Below are 22,389 nucleotides of genomic sequence, written 5' to 3'. Positions count from 1 at the left end.
TAGGGGGGATTGTCGCCCCGGTCGTCCCGGCCGTACGCGGTCGGGACGACCACGAGGGGGTCAAGGGCATCCGGGACTCCCGGGTGTGGGGGTGTGCAGGCGCTCGGACGGTTCGGGGGAGCCGCCCGAGCGCCTGTTTCTTCTTCTCTTCTGACCGTGGTCGCCCTGCTGGGCGGTGCGGGTGGGGGAACCTGAGCCGCGCTGTGGACTCCGCGCGCCACTCCTGATGCATGCCAATGCACGGCGTCGCGGCGTGCTCGCCACAGCACGGCTCAGAACCCCCGGCGGTGCAGGTTGCTCAGGTGGTGAAGGAGAAAGCGGCTTCGCCGCTTGCCTGACGATCTTTCGTGATCCCTAGCCGCAGTTGGTGGGGAGTTTTTCGAGGCAGGGGCGTTTGGCTGTGCGGCCGTCTCCGCTGGAGACTCCTCGGAGGCGGCGGCTGATCCAGGGGGCCAGGTACTCGCGGGCCCACTTGATGTCGTCGGCGGCCTGCTCCTGCCAGCTGCGCTCGTCGAGGTCCGGCCAGGGCTCGTTCCAGTCCTCCGACGTCGGCAGGCCGAGGGTCTCGCAGGCGCGCAGCGCGACCCGGCGGTGGCCGTCGGCCGACAGGTGCAGCCGGTCCTCGCACCACGCGCGCGGGTCCTGCAGGACCCGCATCGACCACAGGTCCATCACGTAGCAGCCGTGCGCGTCGGCGATCGAGCGCAGGTGCGAGTTGTAGGTGCCGACCTTGCCCCGGACGTGCTTGAGCACGGGGGTGCGCGCGGTGTCGAAACCCGTGCCGATCAGCACGTCGGCCCCGGTCGCGCGGATCCGGCTCACGGCGTCGTCGAACAGCGCCGCCACCAGGTCGGGGTCGCTGCCCGGTCGGATGATGTCGTTGCCGCCCGCGGTCAGCGCGACCAGCGACGGTTCGAGCTCGATGGCGTGCGGCACCTGGTCGGTGACGATCTGGCGGATCAGCTTGCCGCGCACCGCCAGGTTGGCGTAGCGCAGGTCGGGGTTGTGCTCGGCGATGTGCAGCGCCAACCGGTCCGCCCACCCCCGGTAGACGTCGGTCTCGGCAGTGGCATCAGCCAGACCTTCGGTGAAGCTGTCTCCCAGCGCGACGAAGCTGTCCCAGCGCCCCGATCCCATTCGACTCGTCCCTCCTGCTCATCCCGCACGCCCGTGGTGGTGCGAAATCAACAGTGGCCCTCGGGAACGTACCTACGCCACCGAAGGTTCCCGCCAAGTGACAAACGGCACTGGACAGTCTAGAAAATATGTCCGATTGGTCTGTTGACTTTGCCGAAACGATGCTCTTCCTTGATGTGCGGTGTATCCGCTCGTCACGGGCCGAGAACCTGGATCTTGGCGGGAAACACCGATACGGGTGAACGTCAGCTGCTAATGTCCTTCGGCGGTAGCAGAAGTGACAAGGGGGCTCACGATGACGCGATCGCTGCAGGTCACAGCTCGACGCGCGTCCGCTCGCAGGACGCCGGAGCGGGTGTTCCGCGCGCTCTTCGTCGTGTCCGGTTGATGGGGAACGACGACATGGGGCATTGCGTCGATTCCACGAGGGCCGCGACTCTGATCGTCGGTCTCCGCAACCGTCCTGCAGATCTGGGGGAATCGTGACGGCACCGCAGAATCCGGCGTCCGCGCCGGGGCCGGCGGGCTTCGAGGCACCGAACCGGCGAGCTCCGGAACCGGGAGGCAGGCGCCGTGCGGACCCGCCGTTGCGAGGTTCGCTGAGCGACGCCGGACCCGGAGGTCCGCCGCCCGCACCTCCCGCGCGCCCGGCTCCGCCCGCGCAGCGCCCGGGGCACTTCGACGTGCGCGCCGAACTCGCCGCGCTCGCCGCCGAACCGCACCCGTTCGCGTTCTGGCAGCGGGCGGAACAACTTCCCGACCGCTTCGAGCAGGAGCAGCGCGGGTCGGGACCGGTCAGCAGGCCCGTCACCGAACCCTCGCGCCCGTCCACCGGCGGATTGCCCTCGCTGTCGGGCGATCTCGGTGGCGCTCCGGCGCGCCCGGCCGAGATGTCCGGCTCCCTGGAGCCCGACGAACCGCGTCACGGCCGCCCGGAGAGCGCGAGCCTGAGCGGTTCGCTGCTCCCGCCCGCCGAGAACACCCGCCCCGCGCCGAATCCGGCTCCGGACGGCGGTCCGCAGCCGCAGGTGCGCGACGGTGTCCTGCGCGGCCCGCTGGCCGACGGTCCGCCGAGCGGCCCGGTTCCGCAGCAGCTCCCCGAGGCGCCGCCACCCGCGGAGGCACCGCGACCGCCCCACCCGCCGATGGCCCAGCCGCCGATGCGCGAGCAGCCGATGGCCCAGCCGCCGCTACCTGAGCCACCGATGGCCCAGGCCCCGATGTCCGAGCCGTCGAGGCCAGAGCCACCGCTGCCTGAGCAGTCGATGGCTCACCCGCCGATGTCCGAGCCGTCGATGGCTCATCCGCCGATGGCTGAGCCGCCGAGGCCAGAGCCGCCGGAAGCGCCCTTCGACGAGCAGGCGTCGTCACCGCCGCGCCCGGACTCCGCTCAGCGCCCGGACGGCCCGCCGCCGAGCCCGCCCGCCGGGATGCCTCCGGCCGGTCCGCCGCCCGGTCCGCGCCCGCAGGGTCCGCCGCCCGGTCCGCCGAGCGGCCCGATGCCGCAGGCAGGCCCGCCACCGGGGCACCAGGCCCCGGCCGGGCCTCCGCCTCCGCCGCAGCCCTCGCCACCTGCGGGAACGCCCGCGCCGCCGAATGGCGGTCCGCAGCGCCCGCCGCGTCCGCAGGGCCCGCCGCCGATGGCGCCGCCGCCACGACCGGGACCTCCGCCGGTTCCGCAGCAGCAGCCCGAGCAGCCGGTCGCGCAGCAACCGCCGCGTCGGCCGGAGCCTCCGCGCCCGCCGGAGCAGCACCCGGCGGAACCGCCCCAGCAGCAGCCGGATCAGCAGCGTCCCAAGAGCAGGACGCTGCGCACGCCGAAGATCAGCGAACGCGCCGACGGCGGGTTCGGCCCGATGGGTTCGGCCGGCGCCTGGTCGAACGGCACGGGTCGCGCCGGGTACGGGCGCAACACCTCGTGGTCGGCCGACGACTTCAAGGAGGAGCGCCGCGAGGGTGGTGACGACCTGCGCGCCGGTTCCGGTTACAAGCCGGGCGAAACCGGCAGCGGTGCCGTCCCGCAGTTCCTCATCGAGGCCGACGAGCTGTGGGACGACGATGACGGCGGTCGGCTCGTGGCACCGCCGGTGCTCGGCGAGTCACCGGCGAGCTTCCGGGACTTCTGACGCGGCGAGACCCGTGGCGAACCGGCCTTCGGGCCGGTCGCTCGGGGACGCACTGTTAACACTGGCTACCGCTGATGCGAAATGTGAGCTGTGATGGTTGAGACGATCACCTTGTCGGCCCCCGCGGTCGATCTGCTCGGTGAGCAGCTGAACCTCACCGTTCGGCAGTACCCGTTCGAGCTGCCGCGCATCGCGGAGCTCCCGGAGGACCGCAACGTCGTCGCTCAGCGGGTGTGGCAGGAGCTGGAGTCCTCCGGGCTGGCCCGCAACGGGCGCCCGGAACCCGAGGTCGAGGACGCGCTGTACCTGCTGTGCAGCTCGGAGGTGTCGATCGCCGCGGCCGGGTTGCTCGACATCCGCGCCGGGCACCGGCTCGCGGCGCGCGTGGTGGCCACCGGCGAGGTCGGCGTGCTCGGCATCTTCGACGGCCGGGGCATGCGGATGACCTTCCTGCCCCCGAGCGACCTCCCGCGCACCGCCGCCGACCTGCTGCCGGACGCCCCGGTCGGTGCGGGCCCGGCGTTGCGGGCGGTCGCCGACCGGCGCGGCGGCATGCCCGCCGACGCCGACATCGAGGGCCTGCCCGAGCTGCGCGCGGTGACGTCGCGGCCGAAGTTCCGCTTCGGCCACTTCGTCGTCGCGGGTGCCCGGCGGGCGCGCGTGCCCAACCTCATCTGGTTCGACACCGACCAGGGCCGCTACGCGATGCGGGGCGAGCGGGTCGACGGCCAGGACGCCGTGGCCTGCCAGCCCGCCGACAAGCCGACGATCGCCGCCGAGATCGCGACCCTGGTGGAACGAGCCCGCCGCCTCGGGTAGAGGTGGGGTGACCGTTTCGCCGGGAGAGCCACCCGGTCGAGAGGCCGGGGTTTGGCCCCCCGTGAAAGTTAGGGCAGGCTTAGTGTCGTGACGCAGGGGCAGACGGACACGGGCCGGGACGATCGCGATTCGTTCATGCGGTTGCTCGGCGGGCGCAGCAGCGCGATCGACGCGAGCCTGCCGCCGGTCGCCTTCGGCGCCGGCTGGTTCTTCGGCGGCGAGTCCATCGTGATCGGCGGCGCGGCGGCAGTGGTGGTCGGTGCCGTCCTCGGCGGCTACCGGCTCCGCAAGGGCGCCCGCCCGCTCGCGGTCCTGATCAGCTTGCTGGCGGTGATGCTGGGAGCGCTCATCGCGATCCGCACCGGCGACGCCGCCGACTTCTTCCTGCCCCGCCTGGCCAGCAACGCGCTGAGCGCGCTGGCCTGGATGACCAGCATCGCGATCCGCTGGCCGCTGCTCGGCGTGGTCGTCGGCGTCGCGCTCCGGCAAGGCCGCAAGTGGCGGCGCGACCCGGACCTGATGCGCGCCTACAGCCGGGCCAGCTGGGTGTGGGTCGGCCAGTACGTGGTGCGGCTGGTCGTGTTCATCCCGCTGTGGCTGGCCGGTGCCACCGGCGCCCTGACCATCGCGCAGGTCGTGCTGACCTGGCCGCTGGTGGCGGTGTGCGTCGCGGCGAGCTGGTGGGTGCTGCGCAGGTCGCTGCCCGACGATCACCCGGGCATGGGCCATCCGAGGGAACCCGCGATGTGACACCTCCGGGGCGCGGGCGCACAATGCGCTCATGTCTCTCGGCAGCGTGATCACCGCGATCGTGACCCCGTTCGACGACCGGCAGAAGGTCGACGAAGAAGCGTTCCTGAACCTGTTCCGACACCTGCTGGCCAACGGCTCCGACGGAATCGTGGTGTGCGGCACCACCGGCGAGGCGCCGACGCTGTCGGACGCCGAGCACCTGCGGCTGGTGGAGCTGGCCGTCGGTGAACGTCCCGAAGGTGTCACGGTGATCGCCTCGACGGGCTCCAACAACACCGCGCACGCCTGCTGGATGACCGAGCGCGCCACCGAGATCGGCGCCGACGGCATCCTGTCGGTGACCCCGTACTACAACAAGCCCAACCGGCGCGGACTCGTCCGGCACTTCACCGAGATCGGCAAGGCCACCGACAAGCCGGTGGTGCTCTACAACGTCCCGTCGCGGATCGGCCTGTCGCTCGATCACGACCTGCTCACCGAGCTCGGCCAGATCGACAACCTCGACTACGTCAAGCAGGCCGACAACGACGCCCTGGCGCAGATCGACGGCCTCGGCCTCTACGCGGGCAACGACGACGGCCTGGCGCAGGCCCTGGACCTGGGCGCCGTCGGCGGCATCCTCGTCGCCAGCCACCTGGTCGGCCCCCGGATGAAGCAGATGGTCACCGACCCGGCCCGCCGCTCCGAGATCGACGCCTCCCTCAAGCCGCTCTACTCGGCTCTGAGCGTCACCACCAACCCCATCCCGGTCAAGGCGGCCCTCAACCTACTCGGCCACGAGGTGGGAGCCCCGCGCCTCCCCCTGGTCGAAGCGGACGAGTCCGAACTCCAGGTCATCCGCAACGCCCTCGCCGAGGTCGGCCTCCTCTGACCGAACTCCAACCCGCCCCAACCCCGACGCCGCCCCAGGCGTGATCGACCGTGTCCGTCTGGTGCCCCGGAACACCCCGTGATCAGGGACCCGATTACCGGGGTGTTCGGTGACCAACCCGTATTACCGCCGTAATCGGGTACCTGATTACCGCCGTAATCCGGGTTGGTCAGGCTTGGGGGAGGAGGGTTTTGTGGAGGGTGATGGGGTCTTGTGCGAGGGGGAGGGCGGCTAGCCAGGCTGCGGCAGCTGCGCCGGGGCCCGCGGTGCGGGGTTCCGGCCAGGAGCGGGCTTCGAGCTCGGCGCGCAGGGCCTGACCGATGCGGTTGTCCGGGTGGAGCAGGCCACCGGCCAGGACCACCGGGGAGTGCTGATCGGGCCGAGCCGTCGCCGCGGTGTCGGCCAGCAGGACGGCGGCGCGGTGCACGATGTCCTCGGCCGCGTCGTCCTCCGCGCCCGTGACCAGCGGTGCGAGCTCGGCGAGGTGGATCGGCTCGCTCGCGTTGGCCGCCACGATCACCGCCTTGCGCTCCGGAGCAACGCCGAGGTGGCCGCACACCGCTGCGACCAGCCCCTCCACGGGAGCACCGCGCTCCAGCGCGCGCAGGGTGGCGCGAACGGCTTCGCGGCCCAGCCAGTAGGCCGAGCCCTCGTCGCCCAGCAACCAGCCCCAGCCGCCGATGGTGGCCGCCGTGCGGTGGTCCTCGACGCGTTCGGCGACCGCGCCGGTGCCGGCGATGAGCACCGTGCCCCTCGGCTCCGGGGTCCCCGCGGCGAAGGCGACCACGCCGTCGCTGACGGGCGTGGTCTCGCAGCCCAGCCCGAGGCGGGCCCACTCGCTGCGGAAGAACTCGCCGAACGCGGGATCGGCCATTCTGCTCACCCCGGCCATGCCGAGCACGCATCCGCGCACTGCGGCCGGGTCGTGGCCGCCCAGCGCCTCGCGGGCGGCGGCGGCCATCTGCGCGACCGCGTCGGGCGCGGGGTGCGAGTTCGGGTTGCCGCCCGCCGCTTCACCGGTGCCCAGCGCCCGGCCGGTCAGGTCGCTGATCAGCGCGCGACTGCTGGTGCCGCCGACGTCCAGACCGAGGACGAGGGCCCTGTCATCACCGTGCATGGGCTCTTTGTACTCTCGCGCGGCGCGATCGGCGGGCGCCGCGACGGGAAGTGGCCAATTCGAGCCCTGGTCTCCGAAGCGGTGAGCAGCTATACATCGACACGTCGTTTCATCCGTCGGGGAGAAGAGAAAACATGGGCGACTCCTGTACGAGCGCCTGCCGCGTTCGGTCTGCTGTGGACATTCGCGGAGGCGCTCGATGACCGTGGACACCCACCATCACCTGTGGGATCTCGACGTCCGCGACCAGCCTTGGATGACCGGCTCGGAGATGGATCCGCTGCGCTGCGACTTCCGGCCGGCCGACCTGCAGGCCGCGATGCGCGGGACCTCGGTGGACGCGACCGTGCTGGTGCAGACGGTCGCCGATCCGGACGAGACCCCCGAGATGCTGGTGCTGGCCGAGACCGTCGACCGGGTGGCCGCGGTCGTCGGCTGGGTGGACCTCACCGCCAAGGACGCCCGCGAGCGGATCGGCCGGTTGCAGACCCATCCCTCCGGCGGCTGGTTGCGCGGCATCCGGCACCAGGTCGAGGACGAGCCCGACCCGGACTGGCTGATCAGGCCGGACGTGCTGGCCGGGCTCGGTGCGGTGGAGGACTCCGGGCTGCTCTACGAGCTGCTCGTCCGCCCGCACCAGCTGCCCGCCGCGATCAAGGTCGCCGGGCAGTTCCCGCAGATGACGTTCGTGCTCGACCACTGCGCGAAACCGGACGTGGCCGCCGGAGAGCTCGAACCGTGGGCGAGCCGGATCCGCGCGCTGGCCGCGCACCCGAACGTCGTCTGCAAGCTGTCGGGGCTGGTCACCCAGGATGACTGGGCGGCGCAGCCGGATCCGTCCCGGCTGCGCGCCTACGCCGAGGTGGTGCTGGAGGCGTTCGGACCGAGCCGGATCATCTTCGGCTCCGACTGGCCGGTCTGCCTGCTGGCCGCCTCCTACACCGAGGTCCTCGGTGTGGCCAAGGAGCTCACCGCCGGGCTCAGCGATGCGGAGCGGGCGGCGGTCTTCGACACCACCGCCCGCGAGATCTACAACCTCTGATCCTCGGGGGTCACGTCGTCTTGGTGACCTTCTGCAGGCCGCGGGGGTTGTCGGGGTCGATGCCCCTGGCCAGCGCCAGGCCCAGGGCGAGTTGCTGGGCGGGCAGGATCTCCAGGATCGGAGCGACCTCCTCGGCCGATTCCGGGACCGGGATCCGGTGCGCGGCCGGGGTTTTCGACGCCGCCGAGCCGATCGCGCAGATGTCGGCGCCGCGCTGGTGCACGGCCTCGACGACCTCGCGCGTCGACTCGCCGCCCAGACCCGCGCTGCACAGCGCGAGCACCGCGGTCTCGGCGTCGATGGCGGCGACCGGTCCGTGCAGCAGGTCCGCGCCGCTGTAGGAGCGGGCCGACAGGTAGCTGGTCTCGGCCAGCTTCAGCGCGGTCTCGTGCGCCGTGGCCAGCGAGTACCCGCGTCCGGTGGTGACCATCCGGCCGGCGAAGCGGTACCGCTGCACGGCCTCCTCGACCGGGTCGGCCGCGTCGGCGAGGGTGGTGGCCGCGAGGTCCGGGAGGGTTCGGACCAGGGTGGCGTCTCCGCCGCGAATGGCATCGACGAGCAGGTAGAGCGCGAGCAGCGTGGCGCTGTAGGTCTTCGTTGCGGCTACCGCCTGCTCCGCGCCGGCGCCGATGTTCAGCGAGAGCTCAGCCGCCGAGGCCAGCGGGGAGTCGGTGGTGTTGGTGACCGCCACGGTGAGCGCACCGCTGGCCCGGCCGGACTCGGTGACCGCGACCAGGTCAGGTGAACCGCCGCTCTGGCTGACGGTCAGCAGCAGCACGTCGGTGAGGTCGGGTCGCGCGCCGTAGAGCGTGGTGGTCGAGGGCGAGGTCAGGCCGACGGGCAGTTGCAGGAGCACCTCGATCAGGTACTTCGCGTAGAGCGCGGCGTGGTCGCTGGAGCCGCGCGCCGCGAGCAGCGCGAAGCGCGGGCGGCGTTCGGCGACGACCGCCGCGACCTCGGCGAACTGCGCCTGCCCGGCCAGCAGGTCCGCGAAGATCGCGGGCTGCTGGCCGATCTCGTGCTTCATGTGGGTGCCGGGGGTGGCGGACATCTCGGCCCATCCCTTCCATAAGGTCCAGACCAATTCTACCCGGTCCGGAACCGGAGAGCAGCATCGTTCGTCCGATGGTCGGCTTCAGCACGGCCGCTGGAGCGTCACGGATTGTGGTGAGCGACACTCATTGTCAACAGGAATCGGCGTTAGTGTGCACGCACACCAAAGTCTGAATTGATCAGTGCGAACGATCTGCCGGAGACGCGTTTCGCGGGGCCGCGCAGTCGGGCATGCTCGGAGGTCAGGCTGCGGCGGGTAGGAGGAACGATGCTCGACACGACCGTGTCCGGCGGGGCGGATTCGCAGGGCCGCGCACCACGGGAACCGAAGTACTGGGGGCTCAAGCAGCACCTGCTCGACCTGCTCCGGTCGATGCCGCCCGGTTCACCGATTCCGACCGAGCGCTCGCTGGCCTCCGAGTTCGACGTCTCGCGCACTACCGTCCGCCAGGCGCTGGCCGAGCTGACCGTCGAAGGCCGGCTGCTCCGCGTGCAGGGCAAGGGCACCTTCGCCGCCAAGCCCAAGGTCGCCCAGCGGCTCCAGCTGTCCTCCTACACCGAGGACATGCGGGCCCAGGGCAGGCAGCCGACCTCCCGGCTGCTGGAGGTCGTCGAGGAGGCCGCCGACGAGGAGCTCGCCGTCCTGCTGGGCACCAAGGCCGGTTCCGCCGTGCTGCGGCTGCGCAGGCTGCGGCTGGCCGACGCCGAACCGATGGCGATCGAGACCACGCACCTGCCGCTGGCCCGCTTCCGCGGCCTGACCGCGAAGCTGGAGTCGGGCGGGTCGCTTTACCAGGTGCTGCGGGAGACCTTCGAGGTCGAGCTCGGGCACGCCGAGGAGACCATCGAGACCGCCCTGGCCAGCCCGGAGGAGGCCGAACTGCTCGGCTCCGACGTCGGCCTGCCGATGCTGCTGCTGTCCCGGCACTCGTTCGACACCGAGGGCCGCCCGGTCGAATGGGTCCGCTCCATCTACCGCGGTGACCGGTACAAGTTCGTCGCGCGACTCAACCCTCCGGCCTGATTCCATAACTGTGCGCAATCGCGTTTTCGCGCAGTGACACCGCTTTTCGTTACACGTCGTGGGAGTCCTCACGAAAGCCGCCGAGGCGGAGAAATCCGGCCCGGCACGCGCGTTGGTGATGCAGATGTGCGACTCCAATTGCGTGTGTGAGGGAAATGGCGAGGGGCGGAGCGGATTCGGCTGAAGATCAGCCGGAGAAGCAGAGCGAGAAGAAGACGCAGGTGTCACCGGCGCAGGTCGGTGGCGCGGCGCTGGCGTCGGTGACGGCGGCGTTCCTGGGCTCGCGGCTCGGGGTCGCGGGAACCGTCGTGGGCGCGGGCCTGACCAGCGTGATCATCACGATCGGCGGCGCGCTCTACCAGCGGTCGATCGAGAAGACCAGGGAGAAGGCGGTGGTCGCCGCCGCGCGCGCCTCGGTGCTGCGGCAGCGCCGAACCCAGTCCGCCCAGGTCACGGGCACCGAGGAAGCGACCCGGAAGATCCAGGTCACGGGCTTGCAGTGGCCGGGTGGCGAAGCCGTCGAGGAGTCCTCCGCCGAGAGCTCCGGCACCCGGGCCGTGCTCTCCCCGCCGGTGCCGCGCCGCAGGTGGGGACGCTGGACCCTGGTCGGCGCGACCTGCGCGGCGGTGTTCGCGGTGAGCATGCTGCTGGTGACCGGCTTCGAGGGACTCACCGGCCGCCCGCTGTCGGGCGGTGACGGCACGACGCTCGGGAAGGTGTTCCAGCCTGCGCCGCGAGCTCCGGTCAAGACCGCGCCCGTCGCGCCCACGACCAGCGAACCGGCGCCGACCAGCGAGACGCCGTCGCCGGAACCATCCGCTCCGCCGACCAGCTCGCAGCCACCCGCCCCGAGCGGGCCGCCGACGCAGCAGCCGAGCGAAACCGGTTCGCCCACAACGCAATCCTCGACCACCGAACCGACCTCCGAGTCGATCGCTCCAGGACTGCCGCTCCGATAACTGCGAAAAACGGTGAAATGATCCTGATTCCGGTGCTGATCAAGGAACAATCGGAGTTGTTTTCCGCACATTGCGCTAAAAGCTGGATGTGATTCCCCTGAGAAAATCTGATACTGGACCGGCGACGGGGCCTTGAGAGATCAGGTCATTACAAGGGAGACACGAGATGAAACGTAGACTCGCGGCTCGCATCGCCGGGACCGTTCTGGTCACCGCGGGCACGGTCGCCGCGCTGACCATGCCGGCCACCGCCACCGCACCCACCGCCGTCCCGGTGGCGGGCACGCTGCTCCAGGCGATGCAGCGCGACCTCGGCCTCACCGAGCAGCAGGCCCTCGGTCGGCTTCAGCTCGAATCCGCCGCTCAGCGCACCGAGAGCACCCTGCGCGGCGCGTTGGCCGACTCCTTCGGCGGTGCCTACTTCGACTCCGCCACCGGCAAGCTCGTCGTCGGCGTGACCGGCGCGGCCCGCTCCGAGCAGGTCCGCGCCGCCGGTGCCGAGGTCCGCCAGGTCGCCTTCAGCACGAAGCAGCTCAACGGGGTCGTCGACGGTCTCAACGCGGGCAAGGCCCAGGCGCCGAAGAGCGTCACCGGCTGGTACGCGAGCAACAAGCAGAACGCCGTCGTCGTCACCGCCAAGCCGGGTGCCGCGGCCGAGGCCGCGCAGTTCGCGCAGGACGCGGGCGTGCCCGCCGAGGCCGTGAAGGTCGTCGAGTCGCAGGAGCAGCCCCGGACGCTGATGGACGTGGTGGGCGGCAACGCTTACTACATCGGCAGCGGCGCTCGCTGCTCCGTCGGTTTCGCCGTGGAGGGCGGGTTCGTCTCCGCCGGCCACTGCGGCGGCACCGGCGACACCACCACCGAGCCCAGCGGCACCTTCGAGGGCTCGTCCTTCCCCGGTGATGACCACTCCTTCATCTCCGTCGGCACCGACGACAGCCCGCAGGCCGCGGTGAACGATTACAACGGCGGCACGGTTGCCGTGGCCGGTTCCACGGAGGCCTCGGAGGGCGCGTCGATCTGCCGCTCCGGTTCCACCACCGGCTGGCACTGCGGCACGCTGGAGGCCAAGAACCAGTCCGTTCAGTACGAGCAGGGCACCGTCGAGGGCCTGACCCGCACCGACGTCTGCGCCGAGCCGGGCGACTCCGGTGGCTCGTTCATCTCGGGCGACCAGGCCCAGGGCATGACCTCGGGTGGCTCGGGCGACTGCACCAGCGGTGGCACGACCTACTTCCAGCCGGTCAACGAGGCCCTCTCGGCCTACGGCGTCTCCCTGCTGACCCAGTGATCTGTGACAGCGGCTCCCGCTGACACCACTTCACGCACGACGACCCCCGGGATTCCCGGGGGTCGTTCGTCGTCAGGTCAGGCGAGCCGTGCCCGGAGGTCGCGGGCGGCGGCTTCGGGGTCGTCGGCGGCGGTGATCGCGCGGACCACCACGATGCGCTCGGCACCCGCCTCGATGGCCTCGTCGAGGTTCTCCGGGCCGATGCCGCCGATGGCGAACCACGGACGGCCGTGCCCCCGGTGCTCGGCGGTGTGCCGGACCAGGTCGATGCCCGCGGCGGGACGGCCGGGCTTGGTCGGGGTCGTCCACACCGGTCCGGTGCAGAAGTAGTCCACGCCCGGCTCGGTCGCCGCCGAGTCGGCCTGGGCGATGTCGTGCGTGGAGCGGCCGATTACCACCTGGTCGCCGACCACGCGGCGGGCGATGTCCACCGGCAGGTCGTCCTGGCCCAGGTGCAGGACATCGGCCTCCGCCGCCATCGCGACGTCCGCGCGGTCGTTGACCGCCAGCAGGGCGCCGTGCCGCACGCAGGCCTCGGCCAGCACCTCCAGCGCGGCGAGCTCGTGGCGGGCCTCCAGCGGAGCGCCGCCCGGGCCCTTGTCGCGCAGCTGGATGATGTCGACACCTCCGGCGAGCGCGGCGTCGGCGAACTCCGCGAGGTCACCTCGCTCGCTGCGAGCGTCGGTGCACAGGTACAACTTCGCCTCGGCGAGGCGCGCGCGAATCCCGAAGCCGTCCAATCCAGGCATGTCCCCCACCCTAGCCGTTGCGAAAATGCGGCGTAGCCGCTGTTTCAGGTGAGGGACTCAGCTCGCACCGCAACGGGCAGCGCCTCCCGCGCCGCTGAGCGGGGTGATCCCCCTCAAGAGATCCCGTACCAGGCGCTGACGTTGCGATCTGCGGGCGGGTACTGTGGATGGCGGTGAGCACGGGAGCCCGGCGGACCGGGCTGAGAGGGAGCGCAGGGCTCCGACCGTCGAACCTGATCCGGGTCATGCCGGCGCAGGGAGCGTGGAGTTGTCTGAGAAACGAACCGATCATGTCGTCGTGGTGGGCGGCGGAGTCGTCGGCCTGTCGGTGGCTTGGCGCGCTGCCGCGGCCGGCAACCGGGTGAGCCTGGTCGATCCGGCCCCCGCCTCGGGTGCCTCGTACGTCGCGGGCGGGATGCTCGCACCTCTCGCCGAGGCCTGGCCCGGCGAGGAAGAACTCCTCGAACTGGGCTCGACGTCGCTGAACCGCTGGCCGGACTTCGCCGACGAGCTCAGCCGCGCGGCCGGTCTGCCGTCCGGGCTGCGCACCGAGGGAACGCTGATGTTCGGCGTCGACGGCGCCGACCGCGAAGAGCTCGACAACGTCGCCGGATACCTGGCCGGACTGGGCCGCAGCGTCACTCGGCTGACGGGCCGCGAACTGCGCAGGCGAGAGCCCTCGTTGGGTCCCGCGGTACGCGGTGGTCTGGAAGTGCCCGGTGATCTCGCGGTGGACAACCGGCTCGCGCTGACCGCGCTGCGGGCGGCGGCGGAAGCCGCGGGCGTGGAGTTCATCGCCGAACGCGCCGAGGCGGTCCGGCAGGGCGCGGTCGAGCTCGCCGAGTCCACTGTGGAGTGCGATGTCGCGGTGATCTCCGCAGGTGCGCACTCGGGTTCGCTGCACCCGGCGCTCGCCGACCGGATCCGCCCGGTCAAGGGCGAGATCCTGCGGCTGCGGCGACGCGCCACCGCGCTGCCACCGCCGACCCGCACCGTGCGCGGCCCGGTGCGCGGCAGGCCCTGCTACCTGGTGCCGCGCGACGACGGGGGAGTGGTGCTCGGCGCCACCCAGCACGAGGTCGGCTTCGACACCGAGGTCACCGTCGGGGGCGTCCGCGACCTGCTCGCCAACGCCGAGACCGTGATGCCGGGCATCGCCGAGTACGCGCTGGTCGAGGCCACCGCCGGGCTGCGCCCGAGCACCACCGACAACCTGCCGGTGATCGGCTGGCTGGAGCCGGGAGTGCTCGCCGCCACCGGGCACCACCGAGGCGGGTTCCTGCTCACGCCGGTCACCGTCGACGCCGTGCTGGCGCTGCTGCGCGGCGAAGAACCGGAACCGCTGATCAAGGCCACCGATCCGAGCCGTTTGGGAGGACAGCAGTGAACGTCGTGATCAACGGCGACGCGCGGGAGGTCGCCGCGGGCGCCACCCTCGCGTCAGTGCTGGACGACTTCGGCGTGCCGGAACGAGGCGTGGCCGTGGCGCTGGACGGCGCGGTGGTGCCGCGCGCGTCGTGGCCCGCCACGGCGCTGCACGCCGACGCCACCATCGAAGTCCTCACCGCAGTGCAAGGAGGGTGACCGTGGACGACCCATTGCTGATCGCCGGCCGCGAGTTCGGTTCGCGCCTGATCACCGGGACCGGCGGGGCGAACAACCTCGCCGTGCTGGAGCGCGCGCTGATCGCCTCCGGAACCGAGCTGACGACCGTCGCGATGCGCCGCGCCGACGCAGGTGGCGGCACCGGTGTCCTCGACCTGCTGCGCAAGCTCGGCATCGAGGCGCTGCCCAACACCGCGGGCTGCCGCACCGCGGCCGAAGCGGTGCTCACCGCGCAGCTCGCCCGCGAAGCCCTGGGGACCAACTGGGTCAAGCTGGAGGTGGTGGCCGACGAGGACACCCTCCTGCCCGACCCGATCGAGCTCATGGACGCGGCGGAGCAGCTGGTGGACCAGGGTTTCGTCGTCCTGGCCTACACCAACGACGACCCGGTCCTGGCGCTGAAGCTGGAGGAGGTCGGTTGCGCGGCGGTCATGCCGCTGGGCTCGCCGATCGGCACCGGACTGGGCATCCGCAACCCGCACAACATCGAGATGATCGTCTCCCGCGCCACCGTCCCGATCGTCCTCGACGCGGGCATCGGCACGGCCTCCGACGCGGCCCTGGCGATGGAGCTCGGCTGCTCGGCGGTCCTCCTGGCCACCGCCGTCACCCGCGCCCAGGACCCCGAGCGCATGGCCACGGCGATGCGCAGCGCCGTCGAAGCGGGCCGCCTGGCCTCGCAAGCGGGAAGAATCGCCCAACGCTTCTGGGCCCAAGCCTCAAGCCCCGGCACCCCGATGGGCTGACACCCCTACACCCACCCCGACAGCACTCCCGAGCCCGGGCGCAGCCTTCGAACTTCGCGCGAAATTCGAACGGGCCCCCGCGCCCGGGCGTGTCTTCCCAGGTCAAAGCCCGAAGTTTCGGGCCGTATTCGAATTTCGCGCGAAATTCGAGTCGGAACGTCGGCGTTCGAATTTCGCGCGAAATTCGAAAAACCCGGCCTCAGCGGATGTGGAGGCGTTCGGGGCGGACGAAGCTGATCGTGTAGCTCTTCCAGGGGTTGTCGTAGCCGAAGGTCCGGTCGATGGCCTGGCGGGCGTGGAGGGCGTTCTCGACCAGCGAGCTCGCCAGGAGCTCCGAGGCCGGGGCGCCGCCCGCCGGGATGTCGGGGATCTTCGCCGTGGCCTTGCCGCCCAGCAGGTCGTCGACCGCGCGCAGCGCCGGGACCGCGACCTTGCGCTCCTCGGCGGGGCGGAAGGCCAGCGTGGCGACGTCCTGGCGGAGCGCGTCGAGCGCGATCGCCGCGGCGCGGGTGGCGTGGTTGTCGTCGGTCTCCTCGCCGGTGCCGTCCAGCAGCGCGGGCATGCCCAGCAGGTCCTGGGTGCGGCGCAGCGCCAGCACGTTCGCCGCCTGCAGCGCCGTCGGGAGATCGGCGCCCTGGCCGGAGGCCCGGACGCTGCGCAGCAGCTCCGAGACGGACCAGACGGTGGAGCGGACCGCGCCGCGCACGTCCGGGACGATGCTGCTCGGCAGCACCAGGTAGCTCACGTAGCCGACGATCAGCGCGATCGCCGCGCCCACGGCCGTGTTGGCGGCGAAGCTGATCCCGACGTTGACCAGCGGGCGGTCCAGCGCCATCGCCTGATCCACCACGGTGATCACGATCAGGCAGCCCAGCACCACCTGGTACTCGGCGCGCAGCCTCGGCATGTTCAGCAGCATCCCGCCGATGACCAGCGGGACCAGCAGGTAGGCGCCCGGCAGCAGGGTGATCAGGATGGCCAGGGCGGTCACGCCCAGCACCGCGCCACCTGTGCGTTCCAGCGCGCCGGTCATGCTGTCGCGGGCCGCGGGAGCCAGCACCACGTACAGCGCGAGCAGCAGGCTCGACGCCGACGGGTCGCGCAGCAGCAGCACGATCACCATGCCGACCGCGACCGCCAGCGTGCAGCGCAGCGCGTGCCGGAACAGCGAGGACCGGAACGACAGGTGGGCGCGCACCGCGCCCAGCAGCCGTTCCCGCAGGGCGCCGTCCTCGGCGGGCGGCACCGGGCTCTCGTCGCGGCTGACCACGGCGGCGCGGATCCGGTCCAGGCCCTGGTTCACGCCGCCGACGGCGTCGGGCACGTCCTGCCGCCCGCCCCGGGCGATGACGGCCTGGGCGGGGTCGCGGCGGGCGGCCATCGGCAGCCCGGTGCAGGCGCGGGAGCGGATCGCGCGGGCGAGCTCGGCGGCGACCTGGTCGGCCTCGGCGACGATCTCGCGGAGCCGTTCGGCCTCGATCCGGTCGCTCTGCTGAGCCTGCGCGAGCAGCGTCTCGCGGGCGGCGCGGAACCGGGCCGAACCCGCCAGGACCTGTCCGAGCCAGGTGCTGGAACCGTCGGCGCGCCACGCGGCAGCGGCTGATTCGAGCACGCCGGGGCCGGGTGTCAGCAGCGTCCGGGCCACCGCGACGCGGGTCGCGTGCCCGGGGTCGGCGACCCCGGTGATCACCCGCAGCAGCAGCGCGAACAGCCCGCCCGCGATGGTCGAGGCCAGCAGGATCAGGAACGGCTGGTCGTTGCCGATCCCGGTCGTGGTGGTCACCAGGGTCGCGGCGGCGAAGATCTGCCCGCCGATGCGGTAGTGCTCACCCAGCGCGGGCAGCATCCCGGTGCCGAACACGACCACCGCGACGGCGAGCCCGGCCAGCACCGGCACCTTGGTCAGCATCGGCCCGACGGCCATCATCAGCACCAGCGCCGGCGTCAGCCACATGAACCTGCGCAGATCGGAGCGCAGCGCCTGACCGCTGGTGGCGGTCAGCGCCAGCACGGTGGTCAGCGCTCCCAGCAGCACCGGGGTCTGCAGCTCGAAGAACCAGCCCGCGAACGTTCCGGCGATCACGGCGAGCACCACCAGCAGCACGTATTGGCGCTGCCGAGGATCCGGCGCACCCGCCTCGGTGGCCATCCATCCCCGTGCCCTTGTCAACACCGCTCTAGCCACGCTCTCGCAAACCCCTGTCGTCCCTCGCCGCGCCCTCCAGGTTCCGCGCCTGGAATTACGCCCCTCTCCGACCTATGTCGACGAGTAGCACCTATCGGGTTACAGGATGCCGACGAGAATCACTCAAATGATTGGTCAGTACGAGCGAGGGCTGATCCGCCAGAAGGTGGAGACCGGTCCCACGCCGGAGCCGAGGGGGTAGGCGTCGGCGACGCTGCGCGTGACGAACCGCTTGCCGCCGCGCACCGCGTCCGGCATCGAGGCGCCCTTGGCCAGCGCGGCGGTGATCGCCGAGGCGAACACGTCGCCGGCGCCGTGGGTGTGCTCGGTGGCGTAGCGCGGGCCCGGCAGCTCGATGGACTCCGTGCCGTCGAAGAGCAGATCGACGCACTCGGGGTCGTCGGGCAGGTGCCCGCTCTTGATCAGCACCCACTCCGGTCCGAAGGCGTGGATCGCCTTGGCCGCGTCCAGCAGGTCCTCGCGGGTGCGCGCGTCGATGCCGGTGAGCAGCCGCACCTCGTCGAGGTTCGGGGTGACCAGCGTGGCCCGGGGGAACGCCCGGTGGCGCAGCGCGTCGAGCGCGTCCGGCCGCAGCAGCGGTTCGCCGCTGCGCGACGCGGCCACCGGATCCACCACGAACGGCGTCCGGCCGCCGCGGCCGATCCCGTGCCGGTCGCAGGCGTCCAGGACGGCGTCGATGGTGGCGGCGGAGGCGAGCACCCCGGTCTTGGCCGCGCCGACGCCGATGTCGGAGGCCACCGCGTCGATCTGCGCGGCCACGGTCTCCGGCGGGATCTCCACCAGGCCGGTCACGCCGACGGTGTTCTGCACGGTCACCGCCGTCACGGCGGTCATGCCGTGCACCCCGCAGGCGAAGAAGGTCCGCAGGTCGGCGTGCATGCCCGCACTTCCGCCGGAGTCCGATCCGGCGATGGTCAGCGCGGTGGGCGGAGCGGTCTCGTCGTGCATTCCCAGAATGCTACGTGCCGCGTGATCGCCTCCGATCGCGCAGCTGCTGACTCCTCGGTCGTTTCCGGACAGGCTCGTGACCAGGCAGATCGCAAGAACTCCCCGCGCCGTTCGGCCTGAGCACCTCCACCGACGACTTCTGAGTGGCCGGGGCGGCTCGGTTGGAGCCGCCCCGGCCCTCGCGATCAGTCGTTGGCCGCGAGCGGCAGGTAGACCTCGCCGCCGGTGCGGGTGAACTCCTCGGACTTCTCCGCCATGCCGGCCTCGATGGCTTCGACGCTGGTCAGGCCGTGCTCCTCGGCGTACTTGCGGACGTCCTGGGTGATCTTCATCGAGCAGAACTTCGGGCCGCACATGGAGCAGAAGTGGGCCGTCTTCGCCGGTTCCGCGGGCAGCGTCTCGTCGTGGAAGGCGCGTGCGGTGTCCGGGTCCAGCGACAGGTTGAACTGGTCGGTCCAGCGGAACTCGAAGCGGGCGGTGGACAGCGCGTCGTCCCGCTCCTGGGCGCGGGGATGTCCCTTCGCCAGGTCGGCGGCGTGCGCGGCGATCTTGTAGGTGATCACGCCGGTCTTGACGTCGTCCCGGTTGGGCAGGCCGAGGTGCTCCTTGGGGGTGACGTAGCAGAGCATCGCGGTGCCGGCCTGGGCGATCATCGCCGCGCCGATGCCGGAGGTGATGTGGTCGTAGGCGGGTGCGATGTCGGTGGTCAGCGGGCCGAGCGTGTAGAACGGCGCCTCACCGCACAGCTCCTCCTCCAGCCGCACGTTCTCCGCGATCTTGTGCATCGGCACGTGGCCGGGTCCCTCGATCATCACCTGCACGTCGTGCTCGCGGGCGATGTGGGTGAGCTCGCCGAGGGTTTCCAGCTCGGCGAACTGGGCGCGGTCGTTGGCGTCGGCGATCGAGCCCGGACGCAGGCCGTCGCCCAGCGAGAACGTCACGTCGTAGGCGCGCAGGATCTCGCACAGCTCGCTGTAGTGGGTGTAGAGGAAGCTCTCCCGGTGGTGCGCCAGGCACCAGGCCGCCATGATCGACCCGCCGCGCGAGACGATCCCGGTCACGCGCTGGGCGGTCAGCGGAACGTAGCGCAGCAGCACGCCCGCGTGCACGGTCATGTAGTCCACGCCCTGCTCGCACTGCTCGATCACGGTGTCCCGGTAGATCTCCCAGGTCAGCGAGGCCGGATCGCCGTCGACCTTCTCCAGCGCCTGGTAGATCGGCACGGTCCCGATCGGCACGGGGGAGTTGCGCAGGATGCGCTCGCGGGTCTCGTGGATGCGCTTGCCGGTGGACAGGTCCATCACGGTGTCGCCGCCCCAGCGGGTCGCCCACACCATCTTCTCCACCTCCTCCTCGACCGAGGAGGTGACCGCGGAGTTGCCGATGTTGGCGTTGACCTTGACCAGGAAGTTCTTGCCGATGATCATCGGCTCGCTCTCCGGGTGGCACCGGTTCGCCGGGATCACCGCGCGGCCCGAGGCGACCTCGTCGCGCACGAACTCCGGCGAAACCCCTTCGCGGTGCGCGATGTACTCCATCTCGCGGGTGATCGCGCCCGCCTTCGCCCAGCCCAGCTGGGTGTTGTGCTCCCGTCCGTCGCGCCATCCCGCTCGCGTTCGAGGAAGTCCACTGTGGACGTCCACAGTGGCGTTTTCGTCGGTGTACGGCCCTGACGTGTCGTAGACGTCGAGGTGTTCACCGTTGGTCAGCTCGATGCGGCGGAACGGCACGCGCAGCCCGGATTCGGTGCTGCTGAAGACCTTTCGGGATCCCTCGATGGGTCCCGTGGTGATTCCGGATGCGTTCGGATACACGTCGGCCATTGCCGTCCACTCCCTACGCCGGCATTACCCGGTCAGGTTCGTGCGGTCGGCGACCCCGGAGTTCTCCAGTCGCCCTCTCAGCCCGCTCTTGGTGCGAGCTCCCGCGGATTGACTTGTTCGTGGCCGAGGCTACGGGGGTGCGGCCGCCGATGGCAACAGGTTCATCCGTCCGGCCGCGTTCGGCTCACTCGGCGAACGGGTCGCCCACCTCGGCCGGGTCCCAGCTCAGGCCGGGGACGCCCCACTCGTTGCGCTTGATCATCTTCTTGGCCGCGCGGGCGTGCCTGCCGGTGAGCCGGTCCAGGTAGACGTAGCCGTCGAGGTGATCGGTCTCGTGCTGCAGGCAGCGCGCGAAGAAGCCGGTCCCCTCGACCTCCACCGGCTTTCCGTCCACATCGGACCCGGTGGCCTTCGCCCAGTCCGCCCGGCCCGTCGGGTACGACTCGCCGGGGACCGACAGGCAGCCCTCCCAGTCGTCGTCCGGATCGGGCATGGTCTCCGGGACCTCCGAGGTCGTCAGCTCGGGGTTGATCACCACGCCGCGGTGCTGCACGCCCTCGTCGTCCGGGCAGTCGTAGACGAACAACCGCAGGTCGACGCCGATCTGATTGGCCGCGAGGCCCACCCCGTTCGCGGCGGCCATCGTCTCGAACATGTCCTCGACGAGAGTGCGCAGCTCCTCGTCGAAGCGCTCCACCCGGCGAGTCGGGTTGTGCAGCACGGGGTCGCCGTAGACGCGGATGGGGTGAACAGCCATGCGCGGACCCTATCGGTTCCCCCAGGTGGCCTGACCGGGTGCGCTCTTGCGCGTGAAACAGGGGTGTGATCGGCTCACCGTCCGGATCACGGCATGGTTCAATTGGTCACCGGGAATGACAGCCGTGTGATTCTCCGCGACCGAATCGCGAGGCGAGGAGCCGGATGGACGCCGCCCAGATGCTGACCGCGCAGGAGATCGCCCGTCAGTGCGAACAACTCGCGCGCATGCACGGGCGTCAGCAGGCGCCGGAGCGTCGGCGGCTGACCCTCGCCGAGCCGATCACGCAGCCCATCGAGCGGATCGTCGAACCGCCGGCGGACGAGCCCGAACCGGGCCCCGCGGACCGGGACCTGACCGACCGGGAGCTGGGGATCCTCGCCTTCGAAGCGCAGTGGTGGAAGCGCTCGGGCAAGAAGGACATCGCGATCCGGGAACTGTTCGACATGTCCGCGTCGCGGTACTACCAGCTGCTCAACACGCTGCTGGATTCCCCCGCCGCGTTCAACGCGGACCCTATGCTGATCAAGAGACTGCGCAAGGCACGGGCGGCACGACAGCGCACGAGGGCCGCTCAACGACTGGGAATCGAGTTGCACTGATGAGTGTTGGGGAACCGTCCGGCGGACCCGGCGGGGCCAAGCTGATCGGCCTGGGTCTGATCGGAGTCGGCGTGCTCGCGGCCGTGTTCGGGACCGCGACCCTGATGTCCGGCGAGTCCTCGGACACCGCCCAGCCGCTGCCGCAGGAGCCCACCTCGCAGGTGCAGCCGCCGCCGGAACCCGCGCCGGCCCCGGTCGTCCCGCCCGTGCAGCCGCCGTCGGCCCAGCCTCCGGTGGTCCAGCCCCCCACGACCCAGCCGCCGGTCACCGAGCAGCCCGGTTCGGGCAACGCCCAGACCCCGGGTTCGGGGCAGGACGTCCCGGTCGGTTCCGGCAAGGGCAGCGAGCAGATCATCGTGCGGGTCTACAACAACTCGACGATCTCCGGGCTGGCGCACCGCGCCGCCGAGGACCTGCGCAAGGCCGGGTACGACGTGCCCGAGGTCGGCAACTACGCCAAGGGCAAGATCCCGACCACCACGGTCTTCTTCCGCCCCGGCACCGGCGAGGAGCGCCAGGCCAAGGAGCTCGCCGCCCGCATCGGCGCCCGAGCCGAGGCCCGCTTCGACGGGATACAGGACGCCACGCCGGGCCTGATCGCCATCATCACCAACGACTACAAGGGCCCGTCCGTCGGGAAGTGATCCCCGAACCCCGCGCGGAGTTCAAGCCCTCACCGCACGCACCCGCACGTCTGTAGCGCCGCGACCCGCGCTCGGGCGTGCACGTCCTGGTCAGAGGGCTGAAGGTTGGCTTCGCGT

General features: G+C 71.4%; 21 protein-coding genes and 2 riboswitches. Of the genes, 13 read left to right on the top strand and 8 right to left on the bottom strand.

Annotation, left to right across the window (positions count from 1 at the left end; translation table 11 throughout):
- Window positions 1-354 precede the first annotated feature (354 nt).
- Window positions 355-1,137, bottom strand: coding sequence for an SGNH/GDSL hydrolase family protein (locus AB0J78_RS25990; protein WP_363793356.1), 783 nt, complete (start codon window positions 1,135-1,137; stop codon window positions 355-357).
- 587 nt (window positions 1,138-1,724) lie between these two features.
- Here AB0J78_RS25990 and AB0J78_RS25985 point away from each other — a divergent pair.
- The 4 genes from AB0J78_RS25985 to dapA all read left to right on the top strand — a co-directional run bounded on the left by AB0J78_RS25985 (window position 1,725) and on the right by dapA (window position 5,706).
- Complete coding sequence (locus AB0J78_RS25985; protein ID WP_363793354.1) at window positions 1,725-3,263, top strand: hypothetical protein; 1,539 nt, start codon at window positions 1,725-1,727, stop codon at window positions 3,261-3,263.
- Between the two features lie 93 nt (window positions 3,264-3,356).
- Window positions 3,357-4,082, top strand: coding sequence for an ESX secretion-associated protein EspG (locus AB0J78_RS25980; RefSeq protein WP_363793352.1), 726 nt, complete (start codon window positions 3,357-3,359; stop codon window positions 4,080-4,082).
- 135 nt (window positions 4,083-4,217) lie between these two features.
- Window positions 4,218-4,832 carry a DUF3159 domain-containing protein gene (locus AB0J78_RS25975; RefSeq protein ID WP_363793564.1) on the top strand — a complete coding sequence of 205 codons (615 nt, stop codon included), beginning with the start codon at window positions 4,218-4,220 and terminating at the stop codon, window positions 4,830-4,832.
- A gap of 31 nt (window positions 4,833-4,863) precedes the next feature.
- On the top strand, window positions 4,864-5,706 hold the full coding sequence (gene dapA / locus AB0J78_RS25970; RefSeq protein ID WP_363793350.1) for a 4-hydroxy-tetrahydrodipicolinate synthase: 843 nt from the start codon (window positions 4,864-4,866) through the stop codon (window positions 5,704-5,706).
- 169 nt (window positions 5,707-5,875) lie between these two features.
- On the opposite strand, the gene AB0J78_RS25965 is transcribed toward dapA, so the two are convergent.
- On the bottom strand, window positions 5,876-6,823 hold the full coding sequence (locus AB0J78_RS25965; protein ID WP_363793348.1) for a BadF/BadG/BcrA/BcrD ATPase family protein: 948 nt from the start codon (window positions 6,821-6,823) through the stop codon (window positions 5,876-5,878).
- Window positions 6,824-7,022: 199 nt separating this feature from the next.
- Here AB0J78_RS25965 and AB0J78_RS25960 point away from each other — a divergent pair, with 199 nt between their 5' ends.
- Entirely contained in the window at window positions 7,023-7,865 is an 843-nt protein-coding gene (locus tag AB0J78_RS25960) for an amidohydrolase family protein (RefSeq protein ID WP_363793346.1), read from the top strand.
- Between the two features lie 10 nt (window positions 7,866-7,875).
- Here the strand turns inward: AB0J78_RS25960 and AB0J78_RS25955 are convergent, their stop codons facing one another.
- Entirely contained in the window at window positions 7,876-8,916 is a 1,041-nt protein-coding gene (locus tag AB0J78_RS25955) for an SIS domain-containing protein (protein WP_363793343.1), read from the bottom strand.
- Between the two features lie 270 nt (window positions 8,917-9,186).
- Between AB0J78_RS25955 and AB0J78_RS25950 the strand changes: the two genes are divergently transcribed.
- From AB0J78_RS25950 to AB0J78_RS25940, 3 genes are all read left to right on the top strand, one after another.
- Window positions 9,187-9,942, top strand: a complete 756-nt coding sequence (locus tag AB0J78_RS25950) for a GntR family transcriptional regulator (protein ID WP_132676617.1) — start codon at window positions 9,187-9,189, stop codon at window positions 9,940-9,942.
- 221 nt (window positions 9,943-10,163) lie between these two features.
- Window positions 10,164-10,901: a hypothetical protein gene (locus AB0J78_RS25945; RefSeq protein ID WP_363793341.1), complete on the top strand. Its 738-nt coding sequence runs from the start codon at window positions 10,164-10,166 to the stop codon at window positions 10,899-10,901.
- A gap of 166 nt (window positions 10,902-11,067) precedes the next feature.
- Window positions 11,068-12,192, top strand: coding sequence for a S1 family peptidase (locus AB0J78_RS25940; protein WP_363793339.1), 1,125 nt, complete (start codon window positions 11,068-11,070; stop codon window positions 12,190-12,192).
- Window positions 12,193-12,269: 77 nt separating this feature from the next.
- Here AB0J78_RS25940 and thiE read toward each other — a convergent pair whose 3' ends face one another.
- On the bottom strand, window positions 12,270-12,941 hold the full coding sequence (gene thiE, locus AB0J78_RS25935; RefSeq protein ID WP_363793338.1) for a thiamine phosphate synthase: 672 nt from the start codon (window positions 12,939-12,941) through the stop codon (window positions 12,270-12,272).
- 169 nt (window positions 12,942-13,110) lie between these two features.
- Window positions 13,111-13,218: riboswitch (TPP riboswitch) on the top strand.
- On the opposite strand from thiE, the gene thiO reads away from it, so the two are divergent.
- The 3 genes from thiO to AB0J78_RS25920 all read left to right on the top strand — a co-directional run bounded on the left by thiO (window position 13,210) and on the right by AB0J78_RS25920 (window position 15,292).
- Entirely contained in the window at window positions 13,210-14,328 is a 1,119-nt protein-coding gene (gene thiO, locus AB0J78_RS25930; protein WP_363793336.1) for a glycine oxidase ThiO, read from the top strand. It overlaps the preceding riboswitch by 9 nt.
- Window positions 14,325-14,525, top strand: a complete 201-nt coding sequence (thiS, locus tag AB0J78_RS25925) for a sulfur carrier protein ThiS (RefSeq protein ID WP_363793335.1) — start codon at window positions 14,325-14,327, stop codon at window positions 14,523-14,525. The genes thiO and thiS overlap by 4 nt, the downstream gene beginning before the upstream one ends.
- A gap of 2 nt (window positions 14,526-14,527) precedes the next feature.
- Window positions 14,528-15,292 carry a thiazole synthase gene (locus AB0J78_RS25920; RefSeq protein ID WP_363793334.1) on the top strand — a complete coding sequence of 255 codons (765 nt, stop codon included), beginning with the start codon at window positions 14,528-14,530 and terminating at the stop codon, window positions 15,290-15,292.
- 199 nt (window positions 15,293-15,491) lie between these two features.
- Here the strand turns inward: AB0J78_RS25920 and AB0J78_RS25915 are convergent, their stop codons facing one another.
- The 4 genes from AB0J78_RS25915 to AB0J78_RS25900 form a co-directional block, all read right to left on the bottom strand.
- A complete protein-coding gene (locus AB0J78_RS25915) occupies window positions 15,492-17,441 on the bottom strand; it encodes an FUSC family protein (RefSeq protein WP_363793333.1) in 1,950 nt (649 codons plus the stop codon).
- 171 nt (window positions 17,442-17,612) lie between these two features.
- Complete coding sequence (gene thiD / locus AB0J78_RS25910) at window positions 17,613-18,446, bottom strand: bifunctional hydroxymethylpyrimidine kinase/phosphomethylpyrimidine kinase (protein WP_363793331.1); 834 nt, start codon at window positions 18,444-18,446, stop codon at window positions 17,613-17,615.
- Between the two features lie 185 nt (window positions 18,447-18,631).
- Complete coding sequence (thiC, locus tag AB0J78_RS25905) at window positions 18,632-20,269, bottom strand: phosphomethylpyrimidine synthase ThiC (RefSeq protein WP_363793329.1); 1,638 nt, start codon at window positions 20,267-20,269, stop codon at window positions 18,632-18,634.
- Window positions 20,263-20,384, bottom strand: a riboswitch (TPP riboswitch). It overlaps the preceding gene by 7 nt.
- Before the next feature lie 69 nt (window positions 20,385-20,453).
- On the bottom strand, window positions 20,454-21,026 hold the full coding sequence (locus AB0J78_RS25900; protein ID WP_363793327.1) for a peptide deformylase: 573 nt from the start codon (window positions 21,024-21,026) through the stop codon (window positions 20,454-20,456).
- A gap of 293 nt (window positions 21,027-21,319) precedes the next feature.
- On the opposite strand from AB0J78_RS25900, the gene AB0J78_RS25895 reads away from it, so the two are divergent.
- Together AB0J78_RS25895 and AB0J78_RS25890 are read left to right on the top strand one after the other, a co-directional pair.
- Complete coding sequence (locus tag AB0J78_RS25895) at window positions 21,320-21,628, top strand: DUF3263 domain-containing protein (RefSeq protein ID WP_363793562.1); 309 nt, start codon at window positions 21,320-21,322, stop codon at window positions 21,626-21,628.
- Entirely contained in the window at window positions 21,628-22,272 is a 645-nt protein-coding gene (locus AB0J78_RS25890; protein WP_363793325.1) for a LytR C-terminal domain-containing protein, read from the top strand. The genes AB0J78_RS25895 and AB0J78_RS25890 overlap by 1 nt, the downstream gene beginning before the upstream one ends.
- The last annotated feature ends 117 nt before the right edge of the window (window positions 22,273-22,389 follow it).

Source organism: Saccharopolyspora sp. NPDC049426 (genome assembly GCF_040676935.1).
Lineage (GTDB): Bacteria > Actinomycetota > Actinomycetes > Mycobacteriales > Pseudonocardiaceae > Saccharopolyspora.
Note: the sequence above shows the minus strand (reverse complement) of the source record. Positions and strands in the feature narration are given on the sequence as shown.